The 25,820-nt window shown below is 52.1% G+C and carries 23 protein-coding genes; 10 read left to right on the top strand and 13 right to left on the bottom strand.

What is annotated here, in order from left to right:
• Window positions 1-21: 21 nt before the first annotated feature.
• Window positions 22-1,140, bottom strand: a complete 1,119-nt coding sequence (locus ACS5WU_RS11330) for a tyrosine-type recombinase/integrase (protein ID WP_302760376.1) — start codon at window positions 1,138-1,140, stop codon at window positions 22-24.
• Window positions 1,141-1,567: 427 nt separating this feature from the next.
• Here ACS5WU_RS11330 and ACS5WU_RS11325 point away from each other — a divergent pair, with 427 nt between their 5' ends.
• A complete protein-coding gene (locus ACS5WU_RS11325) occupies window positions 1,568-2,311 on the top strand; it encodes a LytR/AlgR family response regulator transcription factor (RefSeq protein ID WP_059108405.1) in 744 nt (247 codons plus the stop codon).
• Here ACS5WU_RS11325 and ACS5WU_RS11320 read toward each other — a convergent pair.
• Window positions 2,308-4,092 (bottom strand): sensor histidine kinase, encoded by a 1,785-nt coding sequence (locus tag ACS5WU_RS11320; protein WP_302760378.1) that lies wholly within the window; start codon window positions 4,090-4,092, stop codon window positions 2,308-2,310. The genes ACS5WU_RS11325 and ACS5WU_RS11320 overlap by 4 nt on opposite strands.
• A 196-nt stretch (window positions 4,093-4,288) precedes the next feature.
• Window positions 4,289-4,648, bottom strand: coding sequence for a winged helix-turn-helix transcriptional regulator (locus ACS5WU_RS11315; RefSeq protein WP_046444509.1), 360 nt, complete (start codon window positions 4,646-4,648; stop codon window positions 4,289-4,291).
• Window positions 4,649-4,788: 140 nt separating this feature from the next.
• Here ACS5WU_RS11315 and ACS5WU_RS11310 point away from each other — a divergent pair, with 140 nt between their 5' ends.
• From ACS5WU_RS11310 to ACS5WU_RS11295, 4 genes are all read left to right on the top strand, one after another.
• Window positions 4,789-7,335, top strand: a complete 2,547-nt coding sequence (locus ACS5WU_RS11310; protein ID WP_465089166.1) for a heavy metal translocating P-type ATPase — start codon at window positions 4,789-4,791, stop codon at window positions 7,333-7,335.
• 108 nt (window positions 7,336-7,443) lie between these two features.
• Entirely contained in the window at window positions 7,444-7,749 is a 306-nt protein-coding gene (locus ACS5WU_RS11305) for a hypothetical protein (protein ID WP_465089165.1), read from the top strand.
• Window positions 7,750-7,986: 237 nt separating this feature from the next.
• Window positions 7,987-8,244 (top strand): hypothetical protein, encoded by a 258-nt coding sequence (locus ACS5WU_RS11300; RefSeq protein ID WP_465089164.1) that lies wholly within the window; start codon window positions 7,987-7,989, stop codon window positions 8,242-8,244.
• A gap of 733 nt (window positions 8,245-8,977) precedes the next feature.
• A complete protein-coding gene (locus ACS5WU_RS11295; RefSeq protein WP_302760266.1) occupies window positions 8,978-9,655 on the top strand; it encodes a hypothetical protein in 678 nt (225 codons plus the stop codon).
• Here ACS5WU_RS11295 and ACS5WU_RS11290 read toward each other — a convergent pair.
• Complete coding sequence (locus ACS5WU_RS11290) at window positions 9,652-9,924, bottom strand: hypothetical protein (protein WP_046443531.1); 273 nt, start codon at window positions 9,922-9,924, stop codon at window positions 9,652-9,654. The two genes, ACS5WU_RS11295 and ACS5WU_RS11290, sit on opposite strands and share 4 nt — an antisense overlap.
• Window positions 9,925-10,303: 379 nt before the next feature.
• On the opposite strand from ACS5WU_RS11290, the gene ACS5WU_RS11285 reads away from it, so the two are divergent.
• Both ACS5WU_RS11285 and ACS5WU_RS11280 read left to right on the top strand, forming a co-directional pair.
• Window positions 10,304-10,741 (top strand): Asp23/Gls24 family envelope stress response protein, encoded by a 438-nt coding sequence (locus tag ACS5WU_RS11285; protein WP_235811574.1) that lies wholly within the window; start codon window positions 10,304-10,306, stop codon window positions 10,739-10,741.
• 144 nt (window positions 10,742-10,885) lie between these two features.
• Window positions 10,886-11,530 carry a pentapeptide repeat-containing protein gene (locus ACS5WU_RS11280; RefSeq protein ID WP_046443530.1) on the top strand — a complete coding sequence of 215 codons (645 nt, stop codon included), beginning with the start codon at window positions 10,886-10,888 and terminating at the stop codon, window positions 11,528-11,530.
• A 68-nt stretch (window positions 11,531-11,598) separates the two neighbouring features.
• Here ACS5WU_RS11280 and ACS5WU_RS11275 read toward each other — a convergent pair whose 3' ends face one another.
• The 9 genes from ACS5WU_RS11275 to srtB form a co-directional block, all read right to left on the bottom strand.
• On the bottom strand, window positions 11,599-13,017 hold the full coding sequence (locus tag ACS5WU_RS11275) for an MATE family efflux transporter (RefSeq protein ID WP_302760265.1): 1,419 nt from the start codon (window positions 13,015-13,017) through the stop codon (window positions 11,599-11,601).
• A 441-nt stretch (window positions 13,018-13,458) separates the two neighbouring features.
• Window positions 13,459-14,373, bottom strand: a complete 915-nt coding sequence (locus ACS5WU_RS11270) for a glycosyltransferase family 2 protein (RefSeq protein ID WP_302760264.1) — start codon at window positions 14,371-14,373, stop codon at window positions 13,459-13,461.
• 1 nt (window position 14,374) lies between these two features.
• Window positions 14,375-15,229 (bottom strand): dTDP-4-dehydrorhamnose reductase, encoded by an 855-nt coding sequence (gene rfbD / locus ACS5WU_RS11265; RefSeq protein ID WP_302760263.1) that lies wholly within the window; start codon window positions 15,227-15,229, stop codon window positions 14,375-14,377.
• A 123-nt stretch (window positions 15,230-15,352) separates the two neighbouring features.
• Complete coding sequence (gene rfbB / locus ACS5WU_RS11260; protein ID WP_046443526.1) at window positions 15,353-16,372, bottom strand: dTDP-glucose 4,6-dehydratase; 1,020 nt, start codon at window positions 16,370-16,372, stop codon at window positions 15,353-15,355.
• Between the two features lie 53 nt (window positions 16,373-16,425).
• The gene (gene rfbC / locus ACS5WU_RS11255) at window positions 16,426-16,971 is read right to left on the bottom strand and encodes a dTDP-4-dehydrorhamnose 3,5-epimerase (RefSeq protein ID WP_059109099.1); all 546 of its coding nucleotides are present in this window, start codon (window positions 16,969-16,971) and stop codon (window positions 16,426-16,428) included.
• Entirely contained in the window at window positions 16,968-17,849 is an 882-nt protein-coding gene (gene rfbA, locus ACS5WU_RS11250; RefSeq protein WP_059109098.1) for a glucose-1-phosphate thymidylyltransferase RfbA, read from the bottom strand. The genes rfbC and rfbA overlap by 4 nt, the downstream gene beginning before the upstream one ends.
• 25 nt (window positions 17,850-17,874) lie before the next feature.
• Window positions 17,875-18,672: a glycosyltransferase family 2 protein gene (locus tag ACS5WU_RS11245; protein ID WP_046443523.1), complete on the bottom strand. Its 798-nt coding sequence runs from the start codon at window positions 18,670-18,672 to the stop codon at window positions 17,875-17,877.
• Window positions 18,673-18,745: 73 nt separating this feature from the next.
• Entirely contained in the window at window positions 18,746-19,432 is a 687-nt protein-coding gene (locus ACS5WU_RS11240) for a DNA alkylation repair protein (RefSeq protein WP_046443522.1), read from the bottom strand.
• A 232-nt stretch (window positions 19,433-19,664) separates the two neighbouring features.
• Window positions 19,665-20,426 carry a class B sortase gene (gene srtB / locus ACS5WU_RS11235; RefSeq protein ID WP_302760262.1) on the bottom strand — a complete coding sequence of 254 codons (762 nt, stop codon included), beginning with the start codon at window positions 20,424-20,426 and terminating at the stop codon, window positions 19,665-19,667.
• 353 nt (window positions 20,427-20,779) lie between these two features.
• On the opposite strand from srtB, the gene ACS5WU_RS11230 reads away from it, so the two are divergent.
• Genes ACS5WU_RS11230 through ACS5WU_RS11220 form a run of 3 tightly spaced genes read left to right on the top strand, consistent with a single transcriptional unit; the run spans window position 20,780 to window position 25,816 of the window.
• Window positions 20,780-24,625 (top strand): efflux RND transporter permease subunit, encoded by a 3,846-nt coding sequence (locus ACS5WU_RS11230; RefSeq protein ID WP_465089163.1) that lies wholly within the window; start codon window positions 20,780-20,782, stop codon window positions 24,623-24,625.
• A complete protein-coding gene (locus ACS5WU_RS11225) occupies window positions 24,606-25,214 on the top strand; it encodes a TetR/AcrR family transcriptional regulator (protein WP_302760260.1) in 609 nt (202 codons plus the stop codon). Before ACS5WU_RS11230 ends, ACS5WU_RS11225 begins: the two co-directional genes overlap by 20 nt.
• 35 nt (window positions 25,215-25,249) lie before the next feature.
• Window positions 25,250-25,816: a DUF6125 family protein gene (locus tag ACS5WU_RS11220; protein ID WP_465089162.1), complete on the top strand. Its 567-nt coding sequence runs from the start codon at window positions 25,250-25,252 to the stop codon at window positions 25,814-25,816.
• The last annotated feature ends 4 nt before the right edge of the window (window positions 25,817-25,820 follow it).

Here is a 25,820-nt window from a genome sequence, read left to right as displayed (position 1 = left end):
CTTGACGGCTTATTATTTTGGTCAGGCAATTCGTTCCATCCGGTCCATCGACTGCCGTTTGCTCGCCTGCGTACAATGCGCGTAAAACTGCAGCGTGACTTTCGGACTGCTGTGTCCAAGCAGCTCGCCCAGTATTTCATAGCCGCCCCGTTTGTTATGCTCCAGCCAGCGCGTGGCAAATGTGTGCCGGAGCGTATGGATGTGGGCTCCCCTGATACCGAGGCGTTTTGTAATTTTTGCAAAGCGCGCCTGCAGCGTACGCGGATCTGTGTGTCCGCCGGATTTTCCCCTGAAAATGTACCCGTCCGTTCCCGCGCCGGTTTCCTCCATATAATCCCTGAGCATCCTGATCACAAAATACGGAACCGGTATTACCCGCACCGAGCTAAGCGATTTTGGCAGCCCCGTAACGATCTTTGTCTTTGCCCCGCCCGCCGTTGCCTGCACGCGCTGCAGCGTTTCGTCCACTGTAAGGGTGTTGTTTACAAAATCAACGTCGTTCCAGCGCAGCGCGCATAATTCGCCCAGCCTGATGCCCGTATAAAGCATCACCATGTATTCCAGGTCTCCCTGCCGTACTGTCTCGCGCTCCAGCCTTTGTTGCTCCGCACGCGTCAGGACGCGCGCTTTGCGCTGTTTGAATTTGGGCATCCTGCACTCCTCCATTGGGTTGGCTTCGATCAGCCTCTTGATCCGCGCTTCCTTCAGGATTGCGTTTAGAAGGCGCAGTATACCGATCATCGTGTTGGGCGCAACCCTGCTTTTGAGTACGCCGGTAAATTGCCTGATTTTCTCCGCGTCGATCTCCCGCAGCGGCATCGAGCCAAACGCGGGAATCAGGTGCTTGCCGATCTGCCGGCGGTATGCCAGATAAGTGGACTCGCGTATGTTGGGCCGCGCGACCTCCTCCAGCCAAAAATCCATCCACTCTGCCGCCTGTCCTGTCCGGTAAATAAGAACCGGGGACGGATTCTGTAAAAGCTGCGATTTGATCAGCACCAGCCTCCTCTTTACTTCCTGGTATTGCCTTGCATAGACAGAGCCGAACACAGGCTTTCCATCCTGCTTTCTTCCCTTGATGTAACGGCCTTCCCAACGGCCGTCCCTGCGCAAATAAATATTTTCTCCCTTTCGTGCCATATTGTTTTTTCCTCCTGCTGTTTTTTTGACGGTTTATTTGACGGCTTATTCCATGCAACTTTCGATAACCTTTTTGTGAAAGGGTTTTCGGGCTGCGGCGGCTTTTGCCAAACGCCTGTAGAACGGATGCGCTCCCGCTTTTTTCTTGACATTGCCGCTGTTGTTGATTAAAATAAGACCAAATAACCTATATTTCCGCATCGTTTCGCAAATGTAGAAATATTGCGAATCAACGTGCAATCAGGCGTCCGGTACCGGGCGGTTTTTCATTTTTACCCGGGCATTCCATAACCAGTCCGTTTTTGGCATATGCGCTGCTTTTGCGCAACAAAAAACCACCCTTTTTTCATCATGCCAAAATAGGGCGGCTATGGTTTATCTCCGGCACGAAAGCACGTTTTTCCGGCACGAATACAGGAGGGCAGTTGTGATACAAGTTTATCTGTGCGACGATAATCCGGGCGACCTGAATCGATATGGCGCGCTCATCCGCAGTATTGCGGGCAGGCGTAATATTCCTGTCAGCGTCAGGGAATTTACAAGCGGCAACCAGCTCAGCTTTGTGCTGGAAGATAAACCGCATCAGCCGGATATTATTTTTCTGGATATTCTGATGGAGGGCATGAACGGAATACAGACGGGCGAGGCCCTGCGTAAGCTGGGCTGTAAAGCCCTGATCATCTATCTCACCGTCAGCGGCGATTTTGCCGTAGATGCGTTTGGCATGAAGGCCTATCATTACATTGTGAAAGACCTTACTTCGCCCGGAGAGTTCGAGAAAATCTTCCTCGACGCGGCAATCGAAGCGGCAAGGCGCAGGACGGATTGCTACTGCTTTCGCTCCGGCGCCGACCAGTATTCCTTCCCGCTCTCTTCCATCATGTATTTTGAAGCGCAGCGTCACCAGACAATTCTCTATCCGGATTTTTGCGCGCCTGTCGGCCATTACACTTCCATTTCAAGCGTAGAGCGCCAAATCCGCCCAATGTCGCAAACCTTTATCCGGCTGCACAGGTCTTTTCTGGTCAACGCCGCCCATATTTATTCCATGGGCAGCTCGTCGGTCCGGCTTTTCTCCGGGCAAAAACTGCCCGTCGGCCCCAATTTTGCCGCGAATGCGCGCGACGAGCTTTCCGGATTCCTCTCAGGCGGCTGGAAGGACATTGTCTAGCCGTTTGAAATGTCGTACAGGTAAAACTCCAGGCGAAACCTTCCGTTTTCCCTTGTTATTTTCATCGTCCCGTTGTATTTTTTCACAGCGTTTGCAATGCTGATCAACCCAAGCCCGCCTTCCTTTTCCCTGGGTGCGGGCTCCTTTGCAGGGTTTACGATCACGCCGCTCAGCATGCCGCCCTGCGCTTTAAGCCCCAAAAAAATCTCCGGCGCTTCCCTGCCGGATTCAATACATCCGGCGATAGCGTTATCAAGGGCGTTGCCCACGATGGCAGACCAGTCCTCCGGCGCAATTTTTACGCCGCGGGGCAGCCTGAGGTCCAGCTTCATTTTGACGCCGTTTTCATTTGCCACGTGTTTTTTCTCTGTCAGGATTGCGTCCAGTGCAGGGTTTTCTGTGATAATAAGCTCCTGCTTCGGCGTTACGATGTCCGTTAGTTCACGCAGGTACTCCTGCGTATCCCGTACCCGCCCCTGCTCCAAAAGCCCGTTTATCGCCAAAATATGGTTTTTCAGGTCGTGGCGCAGAATGCGTATCTGCTCGCTGAAGCTTCTCTTCGTTTCATAATGCTCCAGTTGTATTTTTAACTGTTGCTCCAGCATTTTCTTTTCCTCGCTTTTCCTGACCGCAAGGATGGCGTTCGAAACGATCCGTTTCATCATGATCAAAACCACAACCGTGATGCCAAGAGCTGTAAAAGGAAGCGTAGATTTTTCCTGAAATGTAAACAGCCGGACATAATCAAGCGCGACGCAGCCCACCACAAGCACAACCTGAACCACCACTCTCCTTGCGACGCTCTTATCGCGGAATAATACGGCAGCGCACATGATATACATCGTAAAATCAAAAATCATCGATACCACTATATACATGGCATAGTCAAATACCCCTGTCAGGCGCAAGACGCACAGCGCAGCGCCGCCATAGATGTAAAGATAGGAAATCCGCGCAATTACCCTGCTCCATTTGGACGAAACCACATTCTGCAAAAATTTCATCACCAGAAAAGGAATAACCAGATACAAAAAACCGCACAACAAAAATCCCGCCGTATCGTAATACACAATGCCGCTGGCGTGCATAAAATCCACCACATACCACCATCCGATACAAAATACGCTAAGTCCCATCCACAGGGTGCGCTTTCCATACTCGAATTCGATTTTTCTCATGGAAAGGGCAACAACCAGTAAAATGATGCCGATCGTCACCAGAAAAGAACCCAATAGCCCCTTCACTGAATTCGTGCCGATCTTGTGCAGGATTATTTTCGACTCCTGTCCAAAGCACATATGCGTAAGGCTGCTGCTTGTGTCCTGATATTTCCCTTCAAGCGTAATCCGTATTTCCTTTCCCATATAACGCTCCGGCAGCCTGACCAGAATTGTTTCCGGCCCGTCCATCGTAATATTCCCCAAAATGGTTTGCGGTTCGTAATGAAAGAATTCCTCGCCGCCAATACGGATATCAACGTCCAGCCTTGCCGCAATAAACGCGATGCTCGCATCCCTGATTTCCTCCTGCGGCAGCGTTTTTGTGAGAATAATCCTTTTGTTCATAGGATTTTTGATTTTGCGTACCATAAGGTCAATTTCACTGCTTTTGGCCTCCCCCTGGTATTGCAGTGTCCAGCCCTTTCCAAAATCATCATCAATGTCGTCGATTTCATCGCGAACGGAAAAAGGCAGCGATACCGCTATGATACATCCCATGGACAGTATGATTAAAAACAATAGTACCCCGTTGAGTTTTTTGATTATACTTCTTTTATCCATTTTGCCGTTCCCTTGCCGGTGCCTGTTTTTCTTTTAGCCCGGGTTTGCCTCTAATCTATCATATCCGCGCCGGACTTAGCGGTTTATATCGCAGACAACCCTTTTTTTACGCGAACAACACCCCACATATAAAAAACAGCCCCGCGCTGCCGCAGGGCTATCCGTCATTGAACTTATTTTGTCCGGATCATTTCGTTTATTTGTCCACATCCTCCATCATCGAGCAGCACGGATGAAGTCCCTCTTTTTCCAGACGTTCTATCCCCCAGTCAAACATGCTCTCCAAAATAGGCCGCAGGCTTTCCCCTTCCTTTGTAAGGGTATATTCCACCTTCGGCGGCACCACCGGGTATACCTCCCTGTGGATCAGCCCGTCTCTTTCCAGCTCCCGCAGCTGCTGTGTCAGCATTTTTGCCGTCGCCTCGGGAATCAGCCTGCGAAGCTGGGAAAAACGCACCACACGATCCGTTAAGTGCCATAAAATAAGCGCTTTGTATTTTCCGCCAATCAGGCCCAGCGTTGTAGATACGGGGCATATATTTGTTTCAGGATTCATAGTATTATCCTCCCTGCCTGTTTATAGTATACTTTTAGATACTATATTACAAAATAGTGCATTCTTGCATTAATGTCAATTAGTGTCATAATAATAACAGGAGAAATTTTTTATGTCAAACCGGCAAGGAGTGAAACAGTATGCAAAAAACAATGTTTGATATTACAGGAATGACCTGCTCTGCCTGCTCCGCCCGCGTGGAAAAAACCGTGGCGGCAATGGACGGCGTCAGCAGCGTGAGCGTAAACCTGCTCAGCAATCATATGTCCGTAACCTATGACGAAAATGTGGTAACCGCGGACGATATCATAAAGGCGGTGGAAGGCGCGGGCTATGGCGCATCGAGCCGCAGCGCAGCCAGGAAAGGGGAACAGCCCAAACCTGCGGATATCGCAAAACAGGAAATGCAGTCCATGAAAAGGAGGCTGATTGTCTCGGCGGTCTTCACCATCCCGCTTTTTTATATCGCAATGGGCGAGATGTTCGGCTGGCCGCTGCCCGGGTTCCTTTCAGGTATGGAAAACGCGATGGTATACGCGTTTACCCAGTTCCTGCTCGTTTTGCCGGTTTTATTTGTGAACCACAAATACTTTGCCGTTGGCTTTAAAAACCTGTGGAAGCGTTCGCCCAACATGGATTCCCTGATTGCGCTGGGTTCGGGCGCGGCCTTTGGCTACGGCATCTACGCGATCTACAAAATAGCCGGGGCGCTTGGCACGGGCGACATGGCTGTCGTACACCAGTTTTCCATGGACCTGTACTTTGAATCCTCTGCCATGATCTTAACGCTTATCACGCTCGGCAAATTCTTTGAGGCGCGCGCCAAAGGCCGTACCTCGGACGCGATCGCAAAGCTGATGGATCTTGCGCCCAAAAAGGCAATCGTGTTAAAAGACGGCAAAGAACAGGAAATCCCTGTGGACGACGTTGCGCCCGGCGATATTCTGATTGTAAGGGCGGGCAGCACCGTTCCCGTGGACGGCGTGATCACACAGGGATATTCCTCTGTGGACGAATCCGCCATTACGGGCGAAAGCCTGCCTGTGGATAAAAACGTGGGCGATAAGGTAACCGGCGGCACCATCAACAAGTCCGGCTACTTCCAGATGAAGGCCACCGCCGTAGGCGAAAACACCGCACTTGCAAAAATCATCCGGCTTGTAGAGGAGGCCACCTCCTCCAAAGCCCCCATCGCAAAAATGGCGGATAAAATCAGCGGCATATTCGTGCCGGTGGTTATGCTGGTGGCGCTTGGAGCCTTCATCCTGTGGCTTGCGCTTGGGCTGCATTTTGAGACGGCGCTTTCCATTGGCATATCCGTGCTCGTAATCTCCTGCCCCTGCGCGCTTGGCCTTGCAACGCCAACCGCCATTATGGTCGGCACGGGACGCGGCGCGGCAAACGGTATTTTGGTAAAATCAGCCGAATCGCTCGAGATCACGCACAGCATCGATACTGTCGTTCTCGATAAAACAGGCACCGTCACTGAAGGAAAACCGGTCGTTACCGACCTTGTAACAAACGGCGGGGAAAAAGCGCAGCTTCTTTCCGTCGCCGCGTCTCTGGAAAAAATGTCCGGCCACCCGCTTGCAGAGCCAATCGTTTCCGAAGCGGAAAACAAGGGCGCAGCGTTTGAAGCCGTGGAGGATTACCGGCTGATCCCCGGTCAGGGCATTGTGGGCAAAATCAACGGAATCCCCTGCTATGCCGGCAACCGCAAGCTGATGGAGGAATCCGGCATCGATATAAAAAGCAGCGCCGCCACAGCGGAATCGCTTGCAAACGAAGGAAAAACACCCCTCTATATCGCGCAGGGAAATCAGCTGCTTGGCCTGATCGCGGTTGCGGATACGGTAAAACCGACAAGCAGGCAGGCCATTGCGGAATTACGCCGCATGGGCATCGACGTAATCATGCTCACCGGGGACAATGCGCGTACCGCGGAAGCCATCCGCAAACAGGTCGGTCTCCAAAAGGTGATTGCGGAGGTTCTTCCTGAGGATAAGGAGCGCGAAGTCCGCAGGCTTCAGCAGGAGGGAAGAAAGGTCGCAATGGTGGGCGACGGCATCAACGACGCTCCCGCACTTGCCCGTGCAGATACGGGCATCGCCATTGGCGCGGGCACGGATATTGCCATTGAATCTGCGGATATCGTATTGATGAAGAGCGACCTGATGGATGTGCCTGCGGCAATCCAGTTAAGCAGGGCCGTGATGCGTAACATCAAACAGAACCTGTTCTGGGCGTTCATTTACAACACGATCGGCATTCCCGTGGCAGCCGGCGCGCTCTATGGGGCGTTCGGAATCCTGCTCAACCCCATGATCGCCGCTGCGGCAATGAGCTTCAGCTCGGTTTCCGTGGTGCTCAACGCCCTGCGGCTGCGCTTCTTTAAGCCAAAGCTGCACAACACGGATAAAACCGATGAAATACCGGTTATAAATAACCATAATAACAAAAAGGAGTTGGCAAAAATGGAAAAAACGATCAAAATCGAAGGAATGAGCTGCGGGCATTGCAGCGCGGCAGTAACAAAAGCGCTCGAAAGCGTTCCCGGCGTATCGGATGTGAACGTAGACCTTGAAAGCAAAAGCGCAACGCTGAAGGTTTTGGATGGAGCCGCCTCGGACGGCGCTCTGCGTAAGGCCGTTGAAGATGCGGGCTACGAAGTAACCGGAATCGCATAAGCGTAATAAAAACGCTCCTTGTTCCATGAATGGCAAGGGGCGTTTTTTATTGCAAAGTCTGTATTAAGGGGTACGCCCATTCCATCTCCATGCACACACGTTCTTTTTTTGCAGTCGTTACCGAAGCCTGTTACAGGCATTACCTTTGAGGGGACGCGGCGTACAAAGAAAGGAATATCTGCAAAGTACGCCGCTCTGCTTGCGGGCGCGCGGCAGGGAGGTACAACGAGAAGCGCCCTCCATAAGCCTCTTGCAGGCAATATCCTGCAACAGGCTCCGGCTTTTGCGCGCACCACGCGGCAACCGTGCGTTGCCCGAAGTTCTTCTGTGCTGCCGGGCGGGTGCACCGAAGGTCGCGCTGAGGGGCATGGGAAGCCGTGCATCATTGTTTGCACTGTGCCCATAAAAGGCTGACGCTGAGCGCCGTGCCAAGCAATAAATAGCGCTCCTGAGGCCGTCAGGAATTAATTCATTTTGCGAGGCGCAAGCCGATGCAAAATATCCTCTGGCAATGAGAGCCCGCGAGAGAAGCGCAGCTTCTTTCGCGAAGCACCGAAGGTGCGCTATGTGGTGTACGGCGCGTCCCCGAAGAGCGAGCCTCCGGTGTATCCGCACCTCTCTCCCCACACCGCAATATCAAAAACGCTTTTTTTGCAGTTGTTACCGAAGCCTGTTACAGGCTTTGCCTTTGAGGGGACGCGGCGTACAAAGAAAGGAATATCTGCAAAGTACGCCGCTCTGCTTACGGGCGCGCGGCAGGGAGGAACAACGAGAAGCGCCCTCCATAAGCCCCTTGCAGGCAATATCCTGCAACAGACTCCGATTCTTGCGCGCACCACGCGGCACATACTGTGGGGCGCTCTTTTTTTGACTGCTGTTACCGAAGCCTGTTACAGGCATTACCTTTGAGGGGACGCGGCGTACAAAGAAAGGAATATCTGCAAAGTACGCCGCTCTGCTTACGGGCGCGCGGCAGGGAGGAACAACGAAAAGCGCCCTCAAGAGGCCTCTTGCAGGCAATATCCTGCAACAGGCTCCGGCTTTTGCACGCACTACGCGGCAACCATGCGTTGCCCGGGCGTCCACTCTGCCAGCGCGAGTATAGCCCGTTGCGTGAAAATGCCTTTGCGCACGAAGTAAGCAGGCTTTGAACGCGACGGGCTGTTCCCGCGCGAAGTCAGCCACAACAATAAAAGTGCTCTCCCGCCCCGTCCCGAAATAAAACGAATCCCGCGCTCCCTTTTTCTTGACATTCCTTTCATTAACCCATACAATAAACATAGGGAATTTCCCTGCAATATAAAAATCGCAGCAGGCTGGAGTGTTACGAGCACTCCAAGCCCTGCTATCCGGTGCCGCGACACCCTCAAGCAATCCCATCAGGGACACTGCGATCAAGTATCATTATACATTCCCTCGGGAATGAGTGCAACGATATTTTGACGCGCGAGGGTTTTTAGAGCTACGCTCTGCGCACCCCGCGCGTTTTTGTATTTGGGAAATTCCCAACCATTTATAACAATTTGTCAAAAGCTTGGTTACAAGCTTTTGGTATAAATTGCATATGCAAGCGGTTTATCAAACGTTTTGTATTACCTGCGTTATGTGAAACCGCTGTAAAACAAGGTGGTTGGGAATTTTGATGGATACTTCGATCTTTCACCATTCAAAGACCTTGCTCGGCTCTATGCCACAGGGCGTTTTTGGAGCGGCAGACCTCTTTTGCACGGTAAGCAGCCTGTCCGCAAGGCTTGGCTACCAAAGCCCGCTCCTGGACGAGTACATAAGCGCGGTTCTCGAGTCTGCGGCCACGTTTTCCGCTTACGACGCGCAAAGCCACGGCTACGAGGCCGCAAGCCGCCTGATGGAGCTTGCCCGCGGCGTTACCCCCGATCCGGTGGTTCCGCCCCGCAAGCGCCTGTATTCAGAGCTGCTTCGTGCGGGGAATGCGCTTGGCCCGGATGGGCCGGCGTGCTTGAACGAGCTGCGCGAGCTTGAAACCAAACGCTCCATCTACTTTATAGAGCTTTCGGACGCGTATTTTTTCGACGCGTATGAAGACTACCTGCTCGATATGCAAAGCCGGTATGCAAAGTGCGCCTGTGTAAACGGTCTGGAGGACGTCACAGCGCGCCTTGCAGCCGTGCTGGGGCAGGAAACCCTGCAAAACCTCTACGACAAGCTGCATCAAATGTTCTTTCCCTGTACGGCGCTGGAGTCCTTCCGGCGCGGCTATTATTCCTTCCTGCTCAAAACCATCCTCCACGAGGACGGCTTTTGCCATCGGCAGGTGTGGCAGCTCTGGGCAGATTTCCTCTAAGCGCCGGACACAAGCCCAATCAGCCCGTTCACGCAGGACGACATGGATATCATCCTGAAAATGCAAATCAGTATCACAATAATGCTGATGATCAGCGCGGCGAACGAAACGTTCTCCCGCTTCTTTTTGAGCGCAATAATCGCAAGCGCAAGCCCTACAATACCAATCGCGATGCCCACATAAGGCCCGATCAGGAAACTGAGCGGGAACCCCAGTATAAAGCTCAGCACGATTCCAAGCAGGCTCACGATGATCGATACGACAGCCATTCTTTTATCTCCTTTTATATTGTCCTTACAAGCTACGATAACAGCAAACAGCCCGCCGCGCAAGCCTTTCTGTTCCTTTTTATTCCTCCCCCGGCAAATGCTTTGCAATTACGTGTCCGACCAGGTATGCCGATGCGGGCGTATTCCCGTTTTCGGGACAAATTACATTCATATTTCCAATGGATCATATACCACCCCGGCAAAAAAAATGACATTGTTTTGCCTCTTGTTAAAATATTACAAATAATTACATAAATATTAAGATAGTGTGAACATTTGGCTGCCGAAAGCCGGTTTCATGTTATGCTGTCAGAAAGAGATAACAAACAAAAACAAACTCAGTATAAAAACACGCACACTCGAAAAGGAGATGAACCAGATGACAGGAAACGAAATGGCAGTAAGGGAAAATATGTTTGTAAAAAAGGAAAGCTATGGCACCGTAACCTTTGCAAACGAGGTGATCGCCACCATAGCGGGGCTTGCATCCGTGGATATCCCCGGTGTTGCGGGCATGAGCGGCGGCTTTATCGACGGCTTTGTAGAGCTGCTTGGCAGGAAAAACCTCTCTAAGGGCATTAAAGTAGAGGTCGGCAAGGAAGAAGTCGCAATCGACGCTGCTATCGTCGTGGATTACGGTCAGGAAATACCCGTCGTGGCGCGCGCGCTGCGCGAAAGCGTTACTACGGCAATCGAAAGTATGACGGGGCTTCGCGTGGTTGAGGTCAATGTACGAGTGCAGGGCCTCAACCTGAATCGGCAAAAGGAAACCGAGCCGGGCGCCCCTGCATTGGTCCCCGCCTTCGCAGGCGTTTAATGATATAACCATTTTTCTCCCTGAAACCTCCCGCAGAGCCGCGGGAGGTTTTTTGGCGTTTGTACCGCCGTTTGTTTTCCCCCTGTGCTATAATAAAAAACAGCGGCAATACGCCGCGCCATCAGCCTGAAAGGATAAAAACACATGAAACGGATCAAACCCGCCCTGCCGCCGCAACCGGTCGAACCGGATAACCTGCAAAAGACCATAGGCCACGCCCGCGCGCAGGAAACCGACATCGAGGGCGTGCTCATAAAAAACCAGACGCTGGAGGAGGCCGATTTTTCAAGGCTTTGCTTCCGCGAAACCATTTTCGAGAACTGCCGCTTCACGCAGAGCCTCTTCCAAAAGGCGGAGTTTGTAAACGTACTGTTCCGCTTCTGCGATTTTTCGAACAACGACTTTTCAAACGCGTATTTCAGCAGGTGCGAGCTGCATTCCTGTAAGGGCAGCGGCGCGAACCTGTACCGCTCCTTTTTTCAGGAGGTCGGTTTTTTTGACAGTCATTTCCGTTACGCCAATTTCAACGATTCCAAATTCAAAAACGTTTGCTTTTCCGGCTGCGGCATGGCAAACGTCGAGCTGTCCGGCTGCTCGTTCAAATATATGGAGCTTGCGGGAACGGATTTCAGGCAGGCGAATTTCTTTGATTCCTCTTTAAAGGGCATCGATTTCACCCTGTGCGATATCGGCGGTATCACCGTCGGCAGGGACGACCTGTGGGGCGCTGTCGTCACCGTGCAGCAGGCAGCGCAGCTTGCCAAGCTCATGGGCGTGGTGGTGGTATAGCCCTTTGCCGGAAGCCCGCAAAAAAACGGCCCTGCAAAAGGCCGTTTTCTTTTTACCGCTGTGCTTTGTCATTCAAGAACGCCTGAATCCTGCGGCGGCATTGGCCCCGCGTCGAGGTCGTTTTTGCCGTCCTTGTTTCGCGTAACCACCTTCAGCCATTTTCCGCCCTTCATGCGTATCAGGCATACGATTGCCTTCACAATCTCATCCGACCTCAGCAGGAAGTAAACGACTGGAATCGGCAGCCCCCACACAAAAGCGCCCAGCACGCCAAGGGGTATCGCCACCAGCCACATCACGATAAGGTCGAGGTACATCGCAAACATCGTATCCCCGCCTCCGCGGAATACGCCCACAATACACGCCATATTCACCGCGTAGAACATAATGATGATTGCCGACGCGTACATCGCGCCGTTTACAGCCACCCGCGTTTCCTCTGTAATCGAGTAAAAACCCATAAACGTATTCTTGAGCAGCAGGAAAGCCGCAGCCGTCACCGCTGCTATCAGCAGGTTTGCGAGCACGAGCTTATTCGCGCTGCGGCGCGCAAGGTCGTATTTGCGCTCGCCGATGTATTTCCCGACGATCACCAGCGTAGCCGAGGCCGCGCCGTAAATAAACACCGTCATAATCTGCATTGCGGTCGTCACAATGGATACCGTCGTCACTGCCGATACGCTCATATGCCCCATAACAGCCGTGTGCACAGACGAACCCACCGCCCACAGCATTTCGTTCACAAGCACGGGCATTGCGAATTTGATGTAATCGCGGAAAATCCATTTTTCGTTTTTCAGGATATAGCTCCACTTGATCGTGACGCGCGTTTCCTTCTTCTTTGCATAAAAAATCACGATCACAAATTCCGTCGCACGCGCAATCACCGTGCCTACAGCTGCGCCCGCTACGCCCAGCTGCGGCGCGCCCAGCTTACCAAAGATAAACATATAATTGAAAAACACATTGACGCAAAATGAAATGCTGTATGTGATTACCGCGATCTTCACCCGCTCCACGCTGCGCACGCATGTAAGGTAAGAGTTTGTAAACGCATACGGTATGTACGAGAAAATCACAATCTGCAAATATTGCACGCCGTACTCCCTTACCTGCGCGTCGTCCGAGTACAGCCCCATCACCTGCCTTGGGAAAATGGCAACCACGATTGTCACCACAATACCAATCAAAAGGGCGATCTTAATCACGATGCCAAATATTTTGGAGATTGTCTCGATGTCCTTCTTGCCCCAGTATTGCGATATCAGCACGCATGCGCCGGACGATAGCCCGAACATGCACATCATAAATAAAAAGAACGGCTGGTTTGCCACTGTAACGGCGGAAAGCTGTACCTCTCCAAGGGAGCCGACCATTACGGAGTCCATCAAACCCACCGCATAAGTCAGCAGGTTCTGCAACGCCACAGGCAGGGCGATTGCAATAAACATACTGCTCAGTCCTCTGTTTTTTACAAGCTCTGTCATTCTATCCGCTCCTTTCTTTCCCGCACCGCCCCTCCGGGCAGCCCGCCGGTGTGCCCGCACCGCTCACTCCACACTGCAATATCACAAACGCCTTTTTTGCGGTTGTTTCCGGAGCCTGTTACAGGCATTGCCTTTGAGGGGACGCGGCGTACAAAGAAAGAAATATCTATAAAGTACGCCGCTCTGCTTACGGGCGCGCGGCAGGGAGGGACAATGAAGAGCGCCCTCCATAAGCCCCTTGCAGGCAATATCCTGAAACAGACTCCGGCTTTTGCGCGCATTACGCGGCAACCGTGCGTTGTCCGGCAGCCCGCGCGAAATCAGCCGCAACGAACAATACCATACAAAAAAAGCCTGCCGCGCAAAAAGTGCGGCAAGCACTATGTTACCATAACAACAACCCCGTTGAAAAGGGGTTTTTTGCAAATAATCAGCGATATTTCAGTCCATACCATACCGCTTTTTAAAAACCGCAAGCCCCGCGCGCATCAACGGGTTTCTTGCCAGCTTCCACAGCGTTTCCTTTTTCTCGCCTTCCGCGCGCACCGCCTCATGGAATTCCTCCATGTATTTCGGATTGCCAAGAATCACCGGATTGCCAATCTCTCCCCGTTGCACCGCCCGGTAAAATTCCAGCCATACCACGCGGTTTTCACGCACGCCCTCCGCATGGATCGATAAAAATGTGTTTTCGCCGTGCAGGCGGTACAGGTACGACGTTTGCGCGGTGTACGCAGGCTCGCTTTGCAGGCATGCCCGCAGGAAAAAGTCGTAATCATGTACGTATTTGTAATTTTTAAACCCGCCCGCGCGCTCGTAAAGCGTCCGCGAAAAAAGCAGGTTGCCGGTAGAAACGCTCACGTTTTCCGCAACAGCCGCAAGCGCAATAAACCGCTTTCCCTCAAGCTTTTGCTGAATCGCTTCAAAGGCCTTCGCCTCGTCCGATTCAAGCCGGTTGCCCTGCGCGTCAATACACCTCACCGCTGAAAAGCCCCACTCCGCACTTTGCCTGTCCATCTGCCCCGTCAGCACGGTAAAGCGGTTCGGCTCGTATAAATCGTCCGCGTTCAGGATCGCAACGTATTCCCCGTGGGACAGGCGGATTCCCTTGTTGATCGTCTCGTGCGCGCCAAGGTTCCGCTCGTTTTCATGTAATATCACCGCCGGGAAACGGCCTTTCATGTCCTCGCGCGCAATCAGCTCCCGCACCCGCCGCATGCTCGCGTCCGAAGAGCCGTCGTCAATCACAACCAGCTCTATGTTTTGGTACGTTTGTGCCGCCACCGATTCGATTGCGCCGCAAATATAGTTTTCGTAGTTATAGGATGGAATAACGACGGAAATCAAAGGCTTCATATCACAGCTCTTTCAAATATCTCGCAAGCGCGTCCTTGTAATCCGGCAGGCGCTTAAAGCCCGCGTCGTCGAGCGATTTTTTGGACATCCGCGAATTTTTGGGCCGCGACGCAGCCGTAGGGTATGTCTGGTTGTATTCCTCCGTGCTGACAGGCTTCACCTCGATGTCGCTTCCCGCCTGGCGGAAAATTTCCACCGCAAAATCATACCACGTGATGTCGCCCTCGTTGGATGCCTGGTAAACCCCGTATTTGTGCGATTCGATGATGTCGCAAATCAGCCTCGCCACGTCGTAGGTATAGGTTGGCGCGCCGTGCTGATCCATCACCACAGACACCTCGTCCCTTGTTTGGGCAATGCGCAGCATGGTTTTGATAAAATTGCTGCCGTTTTTGCCAAACACCCAGCAAATCCGCAGGATATAATACTGCTCGAGCAGCTTTTGCACTTCAAGCTCGCCCTGGTATTTTGTCCTGCCATATTCGTTTTGCGGCTCTTTGACGTCGTCCGCTTCCCACTGCGTATCCTTGGAAAACCCGTCAAACACATAGTCCGTACTGATATACATCATTTCCGCGCCCACGGCCTTTGCCGCAAGCGCAATGTTTTTCGTTCCCGTTACGTTCACCGCATAGCATTTTTCCTGCTCTGTTTCCGCTTTATCCACCGCGGTATACGCAGCGCAGTGCACGATGCACGTGGGCCCATATTCCTGCACAAAGGAAAGCACAGCCTGCTCGTCGGTCAGGTCAAAATCGTCGATATCAACGCCCCTGTTTTCTATTCCGCGCGCGTCAAGATGCCGCACCACGTCATATCCCAGCTGCCCTTTTACGCCTGTTACCAATACTTTCATCGTTATCCACCTCTTGCATACCCTGCCAGCCGGCAAGGCGCTTTTTCATTTCCGACACTGCGGTAAACGTTCGTCCCGCCGCCCGTCCAAAAATTCCGGGCGCACACGGTCTGTGCCAGCTGGCTACCTTCCGGCGTACATCTTCTGGTAATAGTTCTGGTAATCCCCGCTCACGATGTTTTTCCACCAGTCCTCATTGTCAAGGTACCATTTCACCGTCTGCCTGATTCCCTCGTCAAACGTGGTGGTCGGCTGCCAGCCCAGCTCGTTCATCATCTTCGCCGGATCGATTGCGTAACGCATGTCGTGGCCCGCGCGGTCTTTGACAAAGGTAATGAGTGTCTCAGGCTTGTTAAGCTCCTTTAAAATCGTTTTCACAACCTGTAAGTTGGTTCTCTCGTTGTGGCCGCCGATGTTGTATACCTCGCCCTCGTTGCCATCGTGTAAAATCCTGTCGATTGCCGCGCAATGGTCGCGCACATACAGCCAGTCCCGTACGTTTTCGCCCGTGCCGTACACCGGCAGGCTTTCGTCTGCAAGCGCGCGGGAAATAATGAGGGGGATCAGCTTTTCCGGGAAGTGGTACGGCCCGTAGTTGTTCGAACAACGCGAAATCGTCACAGGAAGCCCGTAGGTTCTGTGGTACGCCTGCACCAAAAGGTCTGCGCTCGCCTTGGACGCCGAATAGGGCGACGACGTATGAATCGGCGTTTCCTCCGTAAAGAAAAGGTCCGGACGATCCAGCGGCAAATCGCCGTACACCTCGTCCGTAGATACCTGATGATAGCGCTTCACGCCGTACTTACGGCATGCGTCCATCAGCGTCTGCGTGCCAATCACGTTGGAGCGCAGGAAGATGCCCGGATCCTCGATCGAACGGTCCACGTGGGATTCCGCCGCAAAGTTCACCACAATGTCCGGCTTCTCCTGTTCAAACAGGCCGAATACAGCGTCCCTGTCCGCGATATCCGCACGCACAAACGTCACGTTTGGCTCATCGAGTACGTCTTTGAGCGTCTCGAGGTTTCCCGCGTAGGTCAGCAGATCCAAAACCACCAGATCGTAATCCGGATGGTTTTCCAGCATATGGAACACAAAATTACTTCCGATAAATCCGGCGCCGCCGGTAATCAGTACTTTCATAGCTTCTCCTTAAACATATCAAAATATAGTGATCGCCGTCTTTTCGGCGCGTCTTAAAAATTTGCGTCGCTGTCCTTCAAAAGCGGGGCCTTCAGATCCTTTTCCGATAAGATCGGCTCCGCGATTCCCCAGTCAACGCCGATCTCCGGATCGTCAAAGCGTACCGACCGGTCGCACTCGGGCGCGTATACCTTATCTACCTTGTACTGCACCTCCACGTCGTCCGTAAGCGTCACAAACCCGTGCGCCATGCCCGCCGGCATGAAAAACTGCAGCTTATTTTCTGCGGAAAGCTCGATGCTGTACCATTTTTTGTACGTTGGCGAGTTCTTCCTCAGGTCAACCGCAACGTCGAGGATTTTCCCGCGCGTGCAGCGTAAAAGCTTGGACTGCGCCATCGGCTCGATCTGGAAATGCAGGCCGCGGAGCGTTCCCTTCTGCGCGGAGAAGGACTGGTTGTCCTGTACAAATTCGCAGGTAATGCCAAGCTCCTCAAATTTGGGCTTGCTGTAGGTTTCCATAAACCACCCGCGGTGGTCTCCGTGGCAGTCCGGCTCTATCACAACGAGGCCTTCAATACCGGTTTCTATTGCTTTCATATGTCAAGCACCTTCCCTTCCGAAACAGCGTTCAGATGCTGTCCGTATGATGATTTTCCATATTTCGCAGCGCTTGCGCGCAGCGTATCGCGGTCAATCCAGCCCCGGTGGAAGGCAATTTCCTCCGGCGCAGACATCACGATGCCCTGCCGCTTTTGCAGCATCCGTACAAATTCCGCCGCTTCGATCAGCGAGTCGAACGTACCCGTGTCAAGCCATGCGTAGCCCCTGCCCATCAGCTGCACGTCAAGGTCGCCCTGCTCGAGGTACACGCGGTTAAGGTCTGTAATTTCAAGCTCCCCGCGCGCGCTTGGCTTCAGGTTTTTGGCGTATTCCACCACGCGGTTGTCATAAAAATACAGCCCGGTGATCGCATAGTTGGATTTTGGGACTTCCGGCTTCTCCTCTACGGAAAGCGCCTTTCCGTGCTCGTCGAATTCCACGATGCCAAAACGCTCCGGATCATCCACATAATAACCGAACACCGTCGCGCGGTTTTCGTTGTTCACAGCCTCGGTCATCAGCTGCGTCAGGCCGTTCCCGTAAAAGATGTTGTCCCCAAGGATCATCGCGCACGAATCCCCGCCAATAAATTCCTCGCCGAGTATAAACGCCTGCGCAAGGCCGTCCGGCGAAGGCTGCTCCTTGTAGGAAAGCGAAATGCCAAACTGCGATCCGTCCCCCAGCAGGTTCTGGAACCTTGGCAGGTCAACCGGCGTAGAGATGATCAAAATATCCTGAATGCCCGCAAGCATCAGCGTGGAAAGCGGATAATAGATCATCGGCTTATCATACACCGGCAAAAGCTGTTTGCTGGTCATGATCGTAAGCGGGTAAAGGCGCGTTCCGCTGCCTCCTGCAAGTATAATTCCTTTCATGTTACATACCTCTTCTTCAAAATCGTTATTTCACTTCTATTTCAGCTTCCTGTTTCGTTTCGTCATACCCATGCCATTTCCAGAAATATTTAAACATGGATAAAACATGTATCATAAAATATTTCAGGCTGTGCGCGCTCGCCCGCGCGTAATCGTGATATACATAAGCGTACGGGTAATAAACCACACGGGTATTTTTGCGCAGGGTGCGCGTAAGATCCGCGTCCTCCAGATACATAAAATACCGTTCGTCAAATCCGCCCACCAGCTTTAGAAGCGGCGTGCGTACAAATAAAAAACACCCGGACGCAAATTCAACGTCCGTCACGCCCGAGAGGTCTTCGTCCAGCATTTTGTAATGCTGCCGGTGCTGCTCGAAGCGCTTGAGTGGCGCACGGTTTGCGATCAGGTATTTCAGTTTCGGGTTGCGTTTGGGCAAATGCTGGGGCTGCCCGTCCATGTAGTGGATCTGGGGCGTGCACATTCCAATATCCGGGTTTTTACGCAAAAAATCAGCAAGCTCCGTCAATATGTCTCCATCAAGGATAATGTCAGGATTGACAATCGCATGGAAATCAGAGTCTATAAGCGGCAGCACAAGGTTATGGCCCGCGCCAAACCCAAGGTTTTTGTCGCTGAATATCACGCCAATCGTCGGAAATTCATCGGCAAGCCTTACCGCGCTTCCATCCTTGGACGCGTTATCCACAAGATATATTTTGACACGAACGCCGTGCGTATATTCCAGAATAGAAGCAATCGCTTTTCTGGCCCTGTCATAATCATTGTAATTTACAATGCTGACTGTTACGTCATATTTCAAAATGCGTCCTCCGCAAATATTCCCAGTTTTATGACCGTTCCCATTATACCAATATTCGCGCCGGATTTCCACTCTATTTTCGCTTCATACCACGCAGCATATCCTTTGTCTCTCTGGACGGGATACGCGATTCAATGATTTTCTGTATGGTTTTATTGTGCGTGAAATCATCGAGCAGGCCTTGCGTGAGCACAGGCAGCACCTGCTGCGGAAAGCGCACGTAATACATGGAAAGCGCCCATGCAACCCCCATTTTTACATAATAGCCATCGTGGCTCACACTCACAAGAAGGGAAAGCGCCTCGTTCAGGTAATCCTCGCTGATATAGTAATTAAGCATCATCACGACGGCAAACCTGATCTCATATTCCCGTCCGCAGGACATGCGGGGCAAAATAAACTCCCACATTTCCTCCATGTGCTCCTTCGTGGCTTTCAGACTGGTGCAAAAGCTGTCGCACACCGACCAGTTGTCGATTTTTGGTAGAAAAGCCGCGATATATTTTAACCTCCTGGAAAACTCCATTGGAGCGCTGCCGATCACAAACCCCTGCAGCATGATTTCCTCAAAGGAATCATCCGCAGCGTTTTCCAGATATGTACGCCAGTCCTCTTTTGCGATTTGCTTTGCAAGCTTTCGCAGCGCGGGCAGCCGAACCCCAAGCACGCCCCGGACGCCCGGGATCAGCGAGGACGCAAATTTTTGATATTCTTCCTCCGCCATGCAAAGAAGCTCTTTTTTGATCTGTCCGTTCGTCATTTGCTTTGCTCCCAAATTCTATGGCAATTTGTCAAAAGGTTGACTAAAGCTTTTGACATAAATTGCATATGCAAGCGGTTTCCCGCAATTTTTGCATAACCTGCATTCAGCTATATCGCTGTAAGGGCATTCCTTTTATATTTGCCGCCGCAAAACACAACATTTGTAAGCCCACTGTGCAAAAAAAGCCGCCGGATTTCGGCAGCCTTAGATCAGCGCTATAGTAAGCTCATTACGCATGCAGAACCGCCTGCACGATATATTTTGCGGTATCCTCGCCCTTCTCACAGGTGGAAAGCGTCAAAATGCTTTTCCCGCCAAGCACATCCACATCGCTTTCGCTTTCAGACAGCGCCTTCATAGCGGTTACATATTGCTCAAACTCCCCATGGGAAGAAAACGTATCCGTAAAGGACTCCCCTTCGTCGGACGCGATATACGCGGCAAACACCCGGTAGTCTTTTGCTGTGCCGTCCGCCAGATAAATGGATATTGTGCTGTGCGCACTGAGAAAGCTCTTGTCCTGATAATTCTTCAACGCGGCGAACATGGAACCATCCGTCATATTCTGACCATATAGCACCGTATTTTCGTCAGTGAACCCAATATGGTCCTGCGCGTCCAGAAATACCGCCCCGCCGCGATTTTCCTCTTTGAAAAAATTATGCGTCCGGTAAAAATCATTATCCTCCGCCTGAACGATAGGATAACTGATATCCGTGCCGGGAATATCGATCCATCCTACGGTATCCGGATTTGTTTCCCTCAGCTTCTCAAACATGGAGCTAAGCTTTTCCGGCGAATCCTTTGCGCCCGCAAAATTTTTTGCGGCAAGCTCACGGTAAGAAGATGAATTCTGCAGGTCTCCAATACGCACGTCAAACATATTCATCATGGCAAAAACAAAACAAACGAGCGCAATCGTGATTACAACGACCGTTACGACTGTGCCACGCCTTTTTTTACCTGCGTTTGTTGCATCCTTTTCCGGCATATGAAAACTTCCTTTGATTTGATGTTATTATTATACCCCATTGCGGTTGCAATAAGCAACACACGGCGGCCGGGAAAAGAAGAAAAAACGTTACAGGTTCAAAAATGAACGCGAAACGCCCCCAAACCGTTTCGGGAACCCCCTCCCCTCAAACGAAAAACCTTTTGCACACCGTTTGCAGCGATGCTTATTTAGCCTCCGCTAACTTTTTACAGCGTTTTGTACAGAAATTCCTTTACATCGGCTTTTACTCTGCTATAATAGAAACGGACTGACCAGTCAGTCACATCATGGCACTTAACGATTATAGCAGTTTGCCAAATGGTTGCGCAGCAAGCATTTGGCAAACTGCTATGCAGCGAACCCTTACGGCAGCGCAGCCATGCGACGCTATAAGTGGATACGCTGTAAGAGCACCGGACGGAGGAAAAGCATCCATGTCAAAATTCAGCGTAAAAAAGCCAATGACGATCTTTGTAGCGGTAATCATGGTCTGTATCCTGGGATTTATTTCCTTTACGAGCATGACCACAGACCTTCTGCCAAAGATGGACCTGCCCTATGTGGCGGTATTCACAACCTACCCGGGCGCAAGCCCTGAAAAAATTGAGCAAACTGTTACGAAGCCGCTTGAACAAACGCTTTCCACAGCAAGCGGCATTAAAAATGTGACCAGTATATCCAACGAAAACACGAGCGTTGTAATCCTGGAATTCACGCAGGAAACCAATATGGACAGCGCGATGATCGAGATCAGCAACAGCGTCGACATGGTAAAGTCAAACCTTGACGACGCGGTTGGAACGCCTACCCTGATTAAAATCAACCCGGACATTATGCCCGTCATGATCGCCGCGGTAGATGTGCAGGGGCAGGATATCGTAGAGACCTCCAAGACCGTTTCTGAGGATATCCTGCCGCAGTTCGAACGCATTGACGGCGTTGCTTCTGTCAGCGCAATGGGGCTGGTGGAGGATTCCATCCAGGTGACTCTTAATCAGGATAAAATAGACGAATTGAACAACCGCGTACTCGCAAGCGTGGATGAAAAGCTTGCCGAAGCGCAGGAGCAGCTGGACGACGCAAAGAGCCAGCTGGAAAGCGGGAAGGCACAGCTAAACGCAACCAGTAAAACCCAATCTGAAAAGCTTGTGGACATGGGGATGCAGCTTTCCGCGGGCAGGGACCAGATACAGGCGGCGCTTGACGCAATGCCGCAGATGCAAAAAGAACTGGAGACGCAGCTTAATGACCTGAAGGCCCAGCGCGATGAGCTAACAGCGAACCTCAGCGATGCAAAGACCGCAAGGGACGGCCTGCAACAGGCAATCGCGGGTATGGTTGCCGCGGGCCAGCCCGTCCCGGAGGAACTGACCACGCAGCTTGCAACGCTCGAGCAAACCATCCCGCAGCTTGAATCCGGCCTTTCACAGATAACGGACGGCATCTCCCAGCTTGAAGCGGGTATTGCGTCGATCCCGGAGCAAAAAGCGCAGCTCGAGGCTAAGCTCAGCGAGCTTGACCAGGGAGAAAAGCAGCTTGAATCCGGTAAGATGGCGCTTACAACGGGAATTGCCGAAGCTGCCGGGCAGCTAGCGGGCGGCGAGGCGCAGCTATCGCAGAAGGAAGCGGAATTTGAGCAACAAAAAGACGCGGCCTACGAGCAGGCGGGCCTCGATGGAAAAATCACGCAGGATACGGTAAGCAAAATACTTGCGGCGCAGAATTTCTCAATGCCTGCAGGATATATTCAGGAAGGCACGGAAAAATATCTTGTAAAAGTTGGCGATCAGTTTTCCAACATGGAACAGATCAAAGACCTTGTACTATTCAATATTCCCACGGGCGATATTGGCGAGGTAAAGCTTTCTGACGTCGCGGATACCCTCCTGACAGATAACCGCGGCGACCTATACGCAAAGATCAACGGCAACGACGGGATACTGCTCTCCTTCCAGAAGCAAAGCACTTCCTCCACAACGGATGTTTCAGACAAAATAAACGCTGTTATGAAGCAGATCGAGGAGACGAACCCGAACGTCCATATGACCGCCCTGTCCGACCAGGGCGTATATATCAACATCGTGATCGATTCCGTGCTGAACAACCTCCTTTTGGGCGGTATTTTAGCGATCATCATTCTCTTCCTGTTCTTAAAGGACATCAAGCCAACGCTTATTGTGGCGATCAGTATTCCGTTCAGCCTTTTGGCGGCGCTTACGCTGATGTACTTCTGCGGCGTCACACTCAATGTGATTTCGCTTGCGGGCCTTGCGCTCGGCGTCGGTATGCTGGTGGACAACAGTATTGTAGTCATCGAAAACATTTACCGCCTGCGGTCCCTTGGTATTTCAGCCGCAAAGGCCGCCATCAAGGGCGCGAGCCAGGTGGCCGGGGCCATCGCGGCGTCCACGCTTACCACGATCTGCGTATTTTTGCCGATTGTATTTACCGAGGGCCTCACACGGCAGCTGTTTGCGGATATGGGCCTTACGATCGCGTTTTCGCTGCTCGCAAGCCTTGTGATCGCGCTTACCCTTGTGCCTGCAATGGGCTCTACCATGCTCAAGAATACAAAGGAAAAACCGCACAAATGGTTTGATAAATTTACGGGCGGCTACCAGAAGGTTTTGGGTGGCGCTTTGAAACACAAATGGATTGTGTATGTCCTCGTGATCGGCCTCTTTGTGTTCAGTATAGCAAACGTCTTTACCATGGGAACCTCGCTCATGCCGAAAATGGACAGCCAGGAAATCATGATTACCATGGAAATGCCTACTGGCAGCACCACACAGGAAACGCGGGACATGAGCGACGTGGTTCTTGCCCGTCTTACCGAGGTGCCGGATGTGGAAACGATCGGCGCGATGGAAGGCGGCGCAATGTCTGTCATGGGCGGCAGCTCCGGCAGCAGCGGCTCGAACAATACTTCGATTATGATGTACGCCCTCCTAAAGGAAGACAGGGAAAGCAGCAGCGCACAGACCGCGCAAAAGATGCGCGAAGCAGTGGCGGACCTGCCCTGCAGCGTGGAAATAAGCGACTCCACGATGGATATGTCCATGCTTTCAGGTTCCGGGCTTGAAGTCGTCATCAAGGGCGACGACCTCGATACGATCAAAAACATAGCCCTTGATATGACCGCGATGATGCAGGAAACGCAGGGACTTACAAACATCAAGAACGGCCTTGAGGACGCGTCCACGGAAACACGCGTCACTGTGGATAAAAGCAAGGCCATGGAATACGGCCTTACAGTGGCGCAGGTGTACCAGCAGCTTGCGGCGGAGCTCAACGCGGGCCAGTCTGCAACAACCGTTACGTTTGAGACGGAGGACTACCCTGTTATTGTGAAAAACAGCCCTCAGGACAGCTTAACCCTGGATTCCCTCAGGGACTTTCAGCTGACGGGTACGGAGGATGGCGAGGAGACCGGGATAGCGCTGTCGGATATCGCGCAGGTCACACAGGAACAAAGCCTCTCGGCAATCAATCACGACGGCCAGGTGCGGACAATGTCCGTTACTGCGGAGGTGGACGCAGACCACAACATTGGCCTGCTGTCCCGTGAATTTGCGGACAAGCTGCAGGGATATTCCGTTCCGGCGGGTTACACCGTAGAAATCGCAGGCGAAAACCAGACGATCACCGATACGTTTACCAACCTCATCTATATGTTCCTGCTGGCAGTGGTGTTGATTTACCTGATTATGGTGGCGCAGTTCCAGTCCCTGAAATCGCCGTTCATCATCCTGTTCACCATACCGCTTGCCTTTACCGGCGGCCTGCTTGCTTTGCTGATGACCGGCTTTGACCTCAGCATGATCGCACTTCTCGGCTTCCTGATTCTGGCGGGTATCGTCGTGAACAACGGCATTGTCTTTGTGGATTACGTGAACCAGCTGCGTCTCTCCGGCGTGGAGAAGCATGAAGCCCTGCTGCGCGCGGGTAAAGCGCGTATCCGCCCGATCCTGATGACTGCGCTCACAACGGTTTTGGGGCTTGTACCGCTTGCTTTTGGCATGGGCCAGGGCGCGGAAATGCTTCAGCCTATGGCAGTCGTAACAATCGGCGGACTTATTTATGCGACGTTTATGACGCTGTTCTTTGTTCCGGTGCTGTATGACGGCCTGAACAAAAAGGATATGAAACCTGTTGAAATAGAGGAGGGTGAAGAGGATGACATCCCCGCAATATAAGGAGAAGGAATTAAAGATTATGCGCGCCCTGATGGCGCTGTTGTCCTCCGGAATGAACATCAGCGATATCAAAACATCCGATATCGCCGAAGCGGCGGGCATTGGCAAGGGTACGCTCTACAATTACTTTAAGACCAAGGAAGAAATTATTTCCAAAACGGTCATCTACAGCATCGAGATGGAGCTTTCTGAAATTTTCAGGAGGATGAGCGAAGCTGATGGTTTTCGAGCCAAGTGTTATTCCATCCTTGAAAGCGTACGCAAAATCATTGCGAACGAAAATTCGGATTTTCACTTGATGCTGTTTAATGTGGGCGGCAAAGAAATGCAGCAGTTCTTCGGCGGCGATATGTCGTTTATCCGCAGGTACCTTTCCATGATCTTTGATCAGACAATGCAGCTCGCCCGGCTTGGCGTGCGCGAAGGGCTGATCCTTCCGTCAGAGGATACGGAATACGTTTACAGCGCGTTTGCAGCCGCGCTTATGAGCTTTGTCCACGCGCGCTGCCGGATGGAGCACGAGCAGCCCGCAGCTACCTCGGCGGCAATGGACAACGCCTATAAGCTTCTTTTGAAGGCGCTCAATTAACCTGCCGCTTGACGCAGCCTGCCCTTTTTACTACAATGATACAAGAAAAAACGGAAGGTCTGGATACGGGAATGGAAAAAATGGAATACACGGATATCGAATCCCTGCCAAGGGAGAAGCTGATCGAGCTGATTCAAATGTATGCGAAAGACTGGCTGGCGCACGACGGCTGCTGGTTCCTGTCCATCGAAAAAAAGAGGGGCATCGACGAGGCGATGGAGCATGACGCAAACGCGTGGAAGCAATTTACCCAGATCGAGGCGCGGCGCATTAAGGAATTTTTGGGGCTGCCCGAATATGCAGGTGTGGAAGGCCTCGCGCAGGCGTTTAAATTCCGGTTCCAGGCTTCGCTCAACGATCCTGAAGTCATTGTGGAAGGCAATACGGTAACCTACCGCGCACGCAAATGCCGCACGCAGGACGCGCGCGAACGAAAGGGCCTTGATTACTTTCCCTGCGCGCCCGTTGGGATTGTGGAATATGGTTATTTTGCAAAAACAATCGATCCGCGCTTTGAGGCCGAAACCATAAGCTGTGCGCCGGATATCACTGATCCAACCGCGCGGTGCGTATGGAAATTCACATTAAAAGAGGAGTCATGACCAC

This window comes from Christensenella sp. KGMB01412, assembly GCF_055522415.1.
Note: the sequence above shows the minus strand (reverse complement) of the source record. Positions and strands in the feature narration are given on the sequence as shown.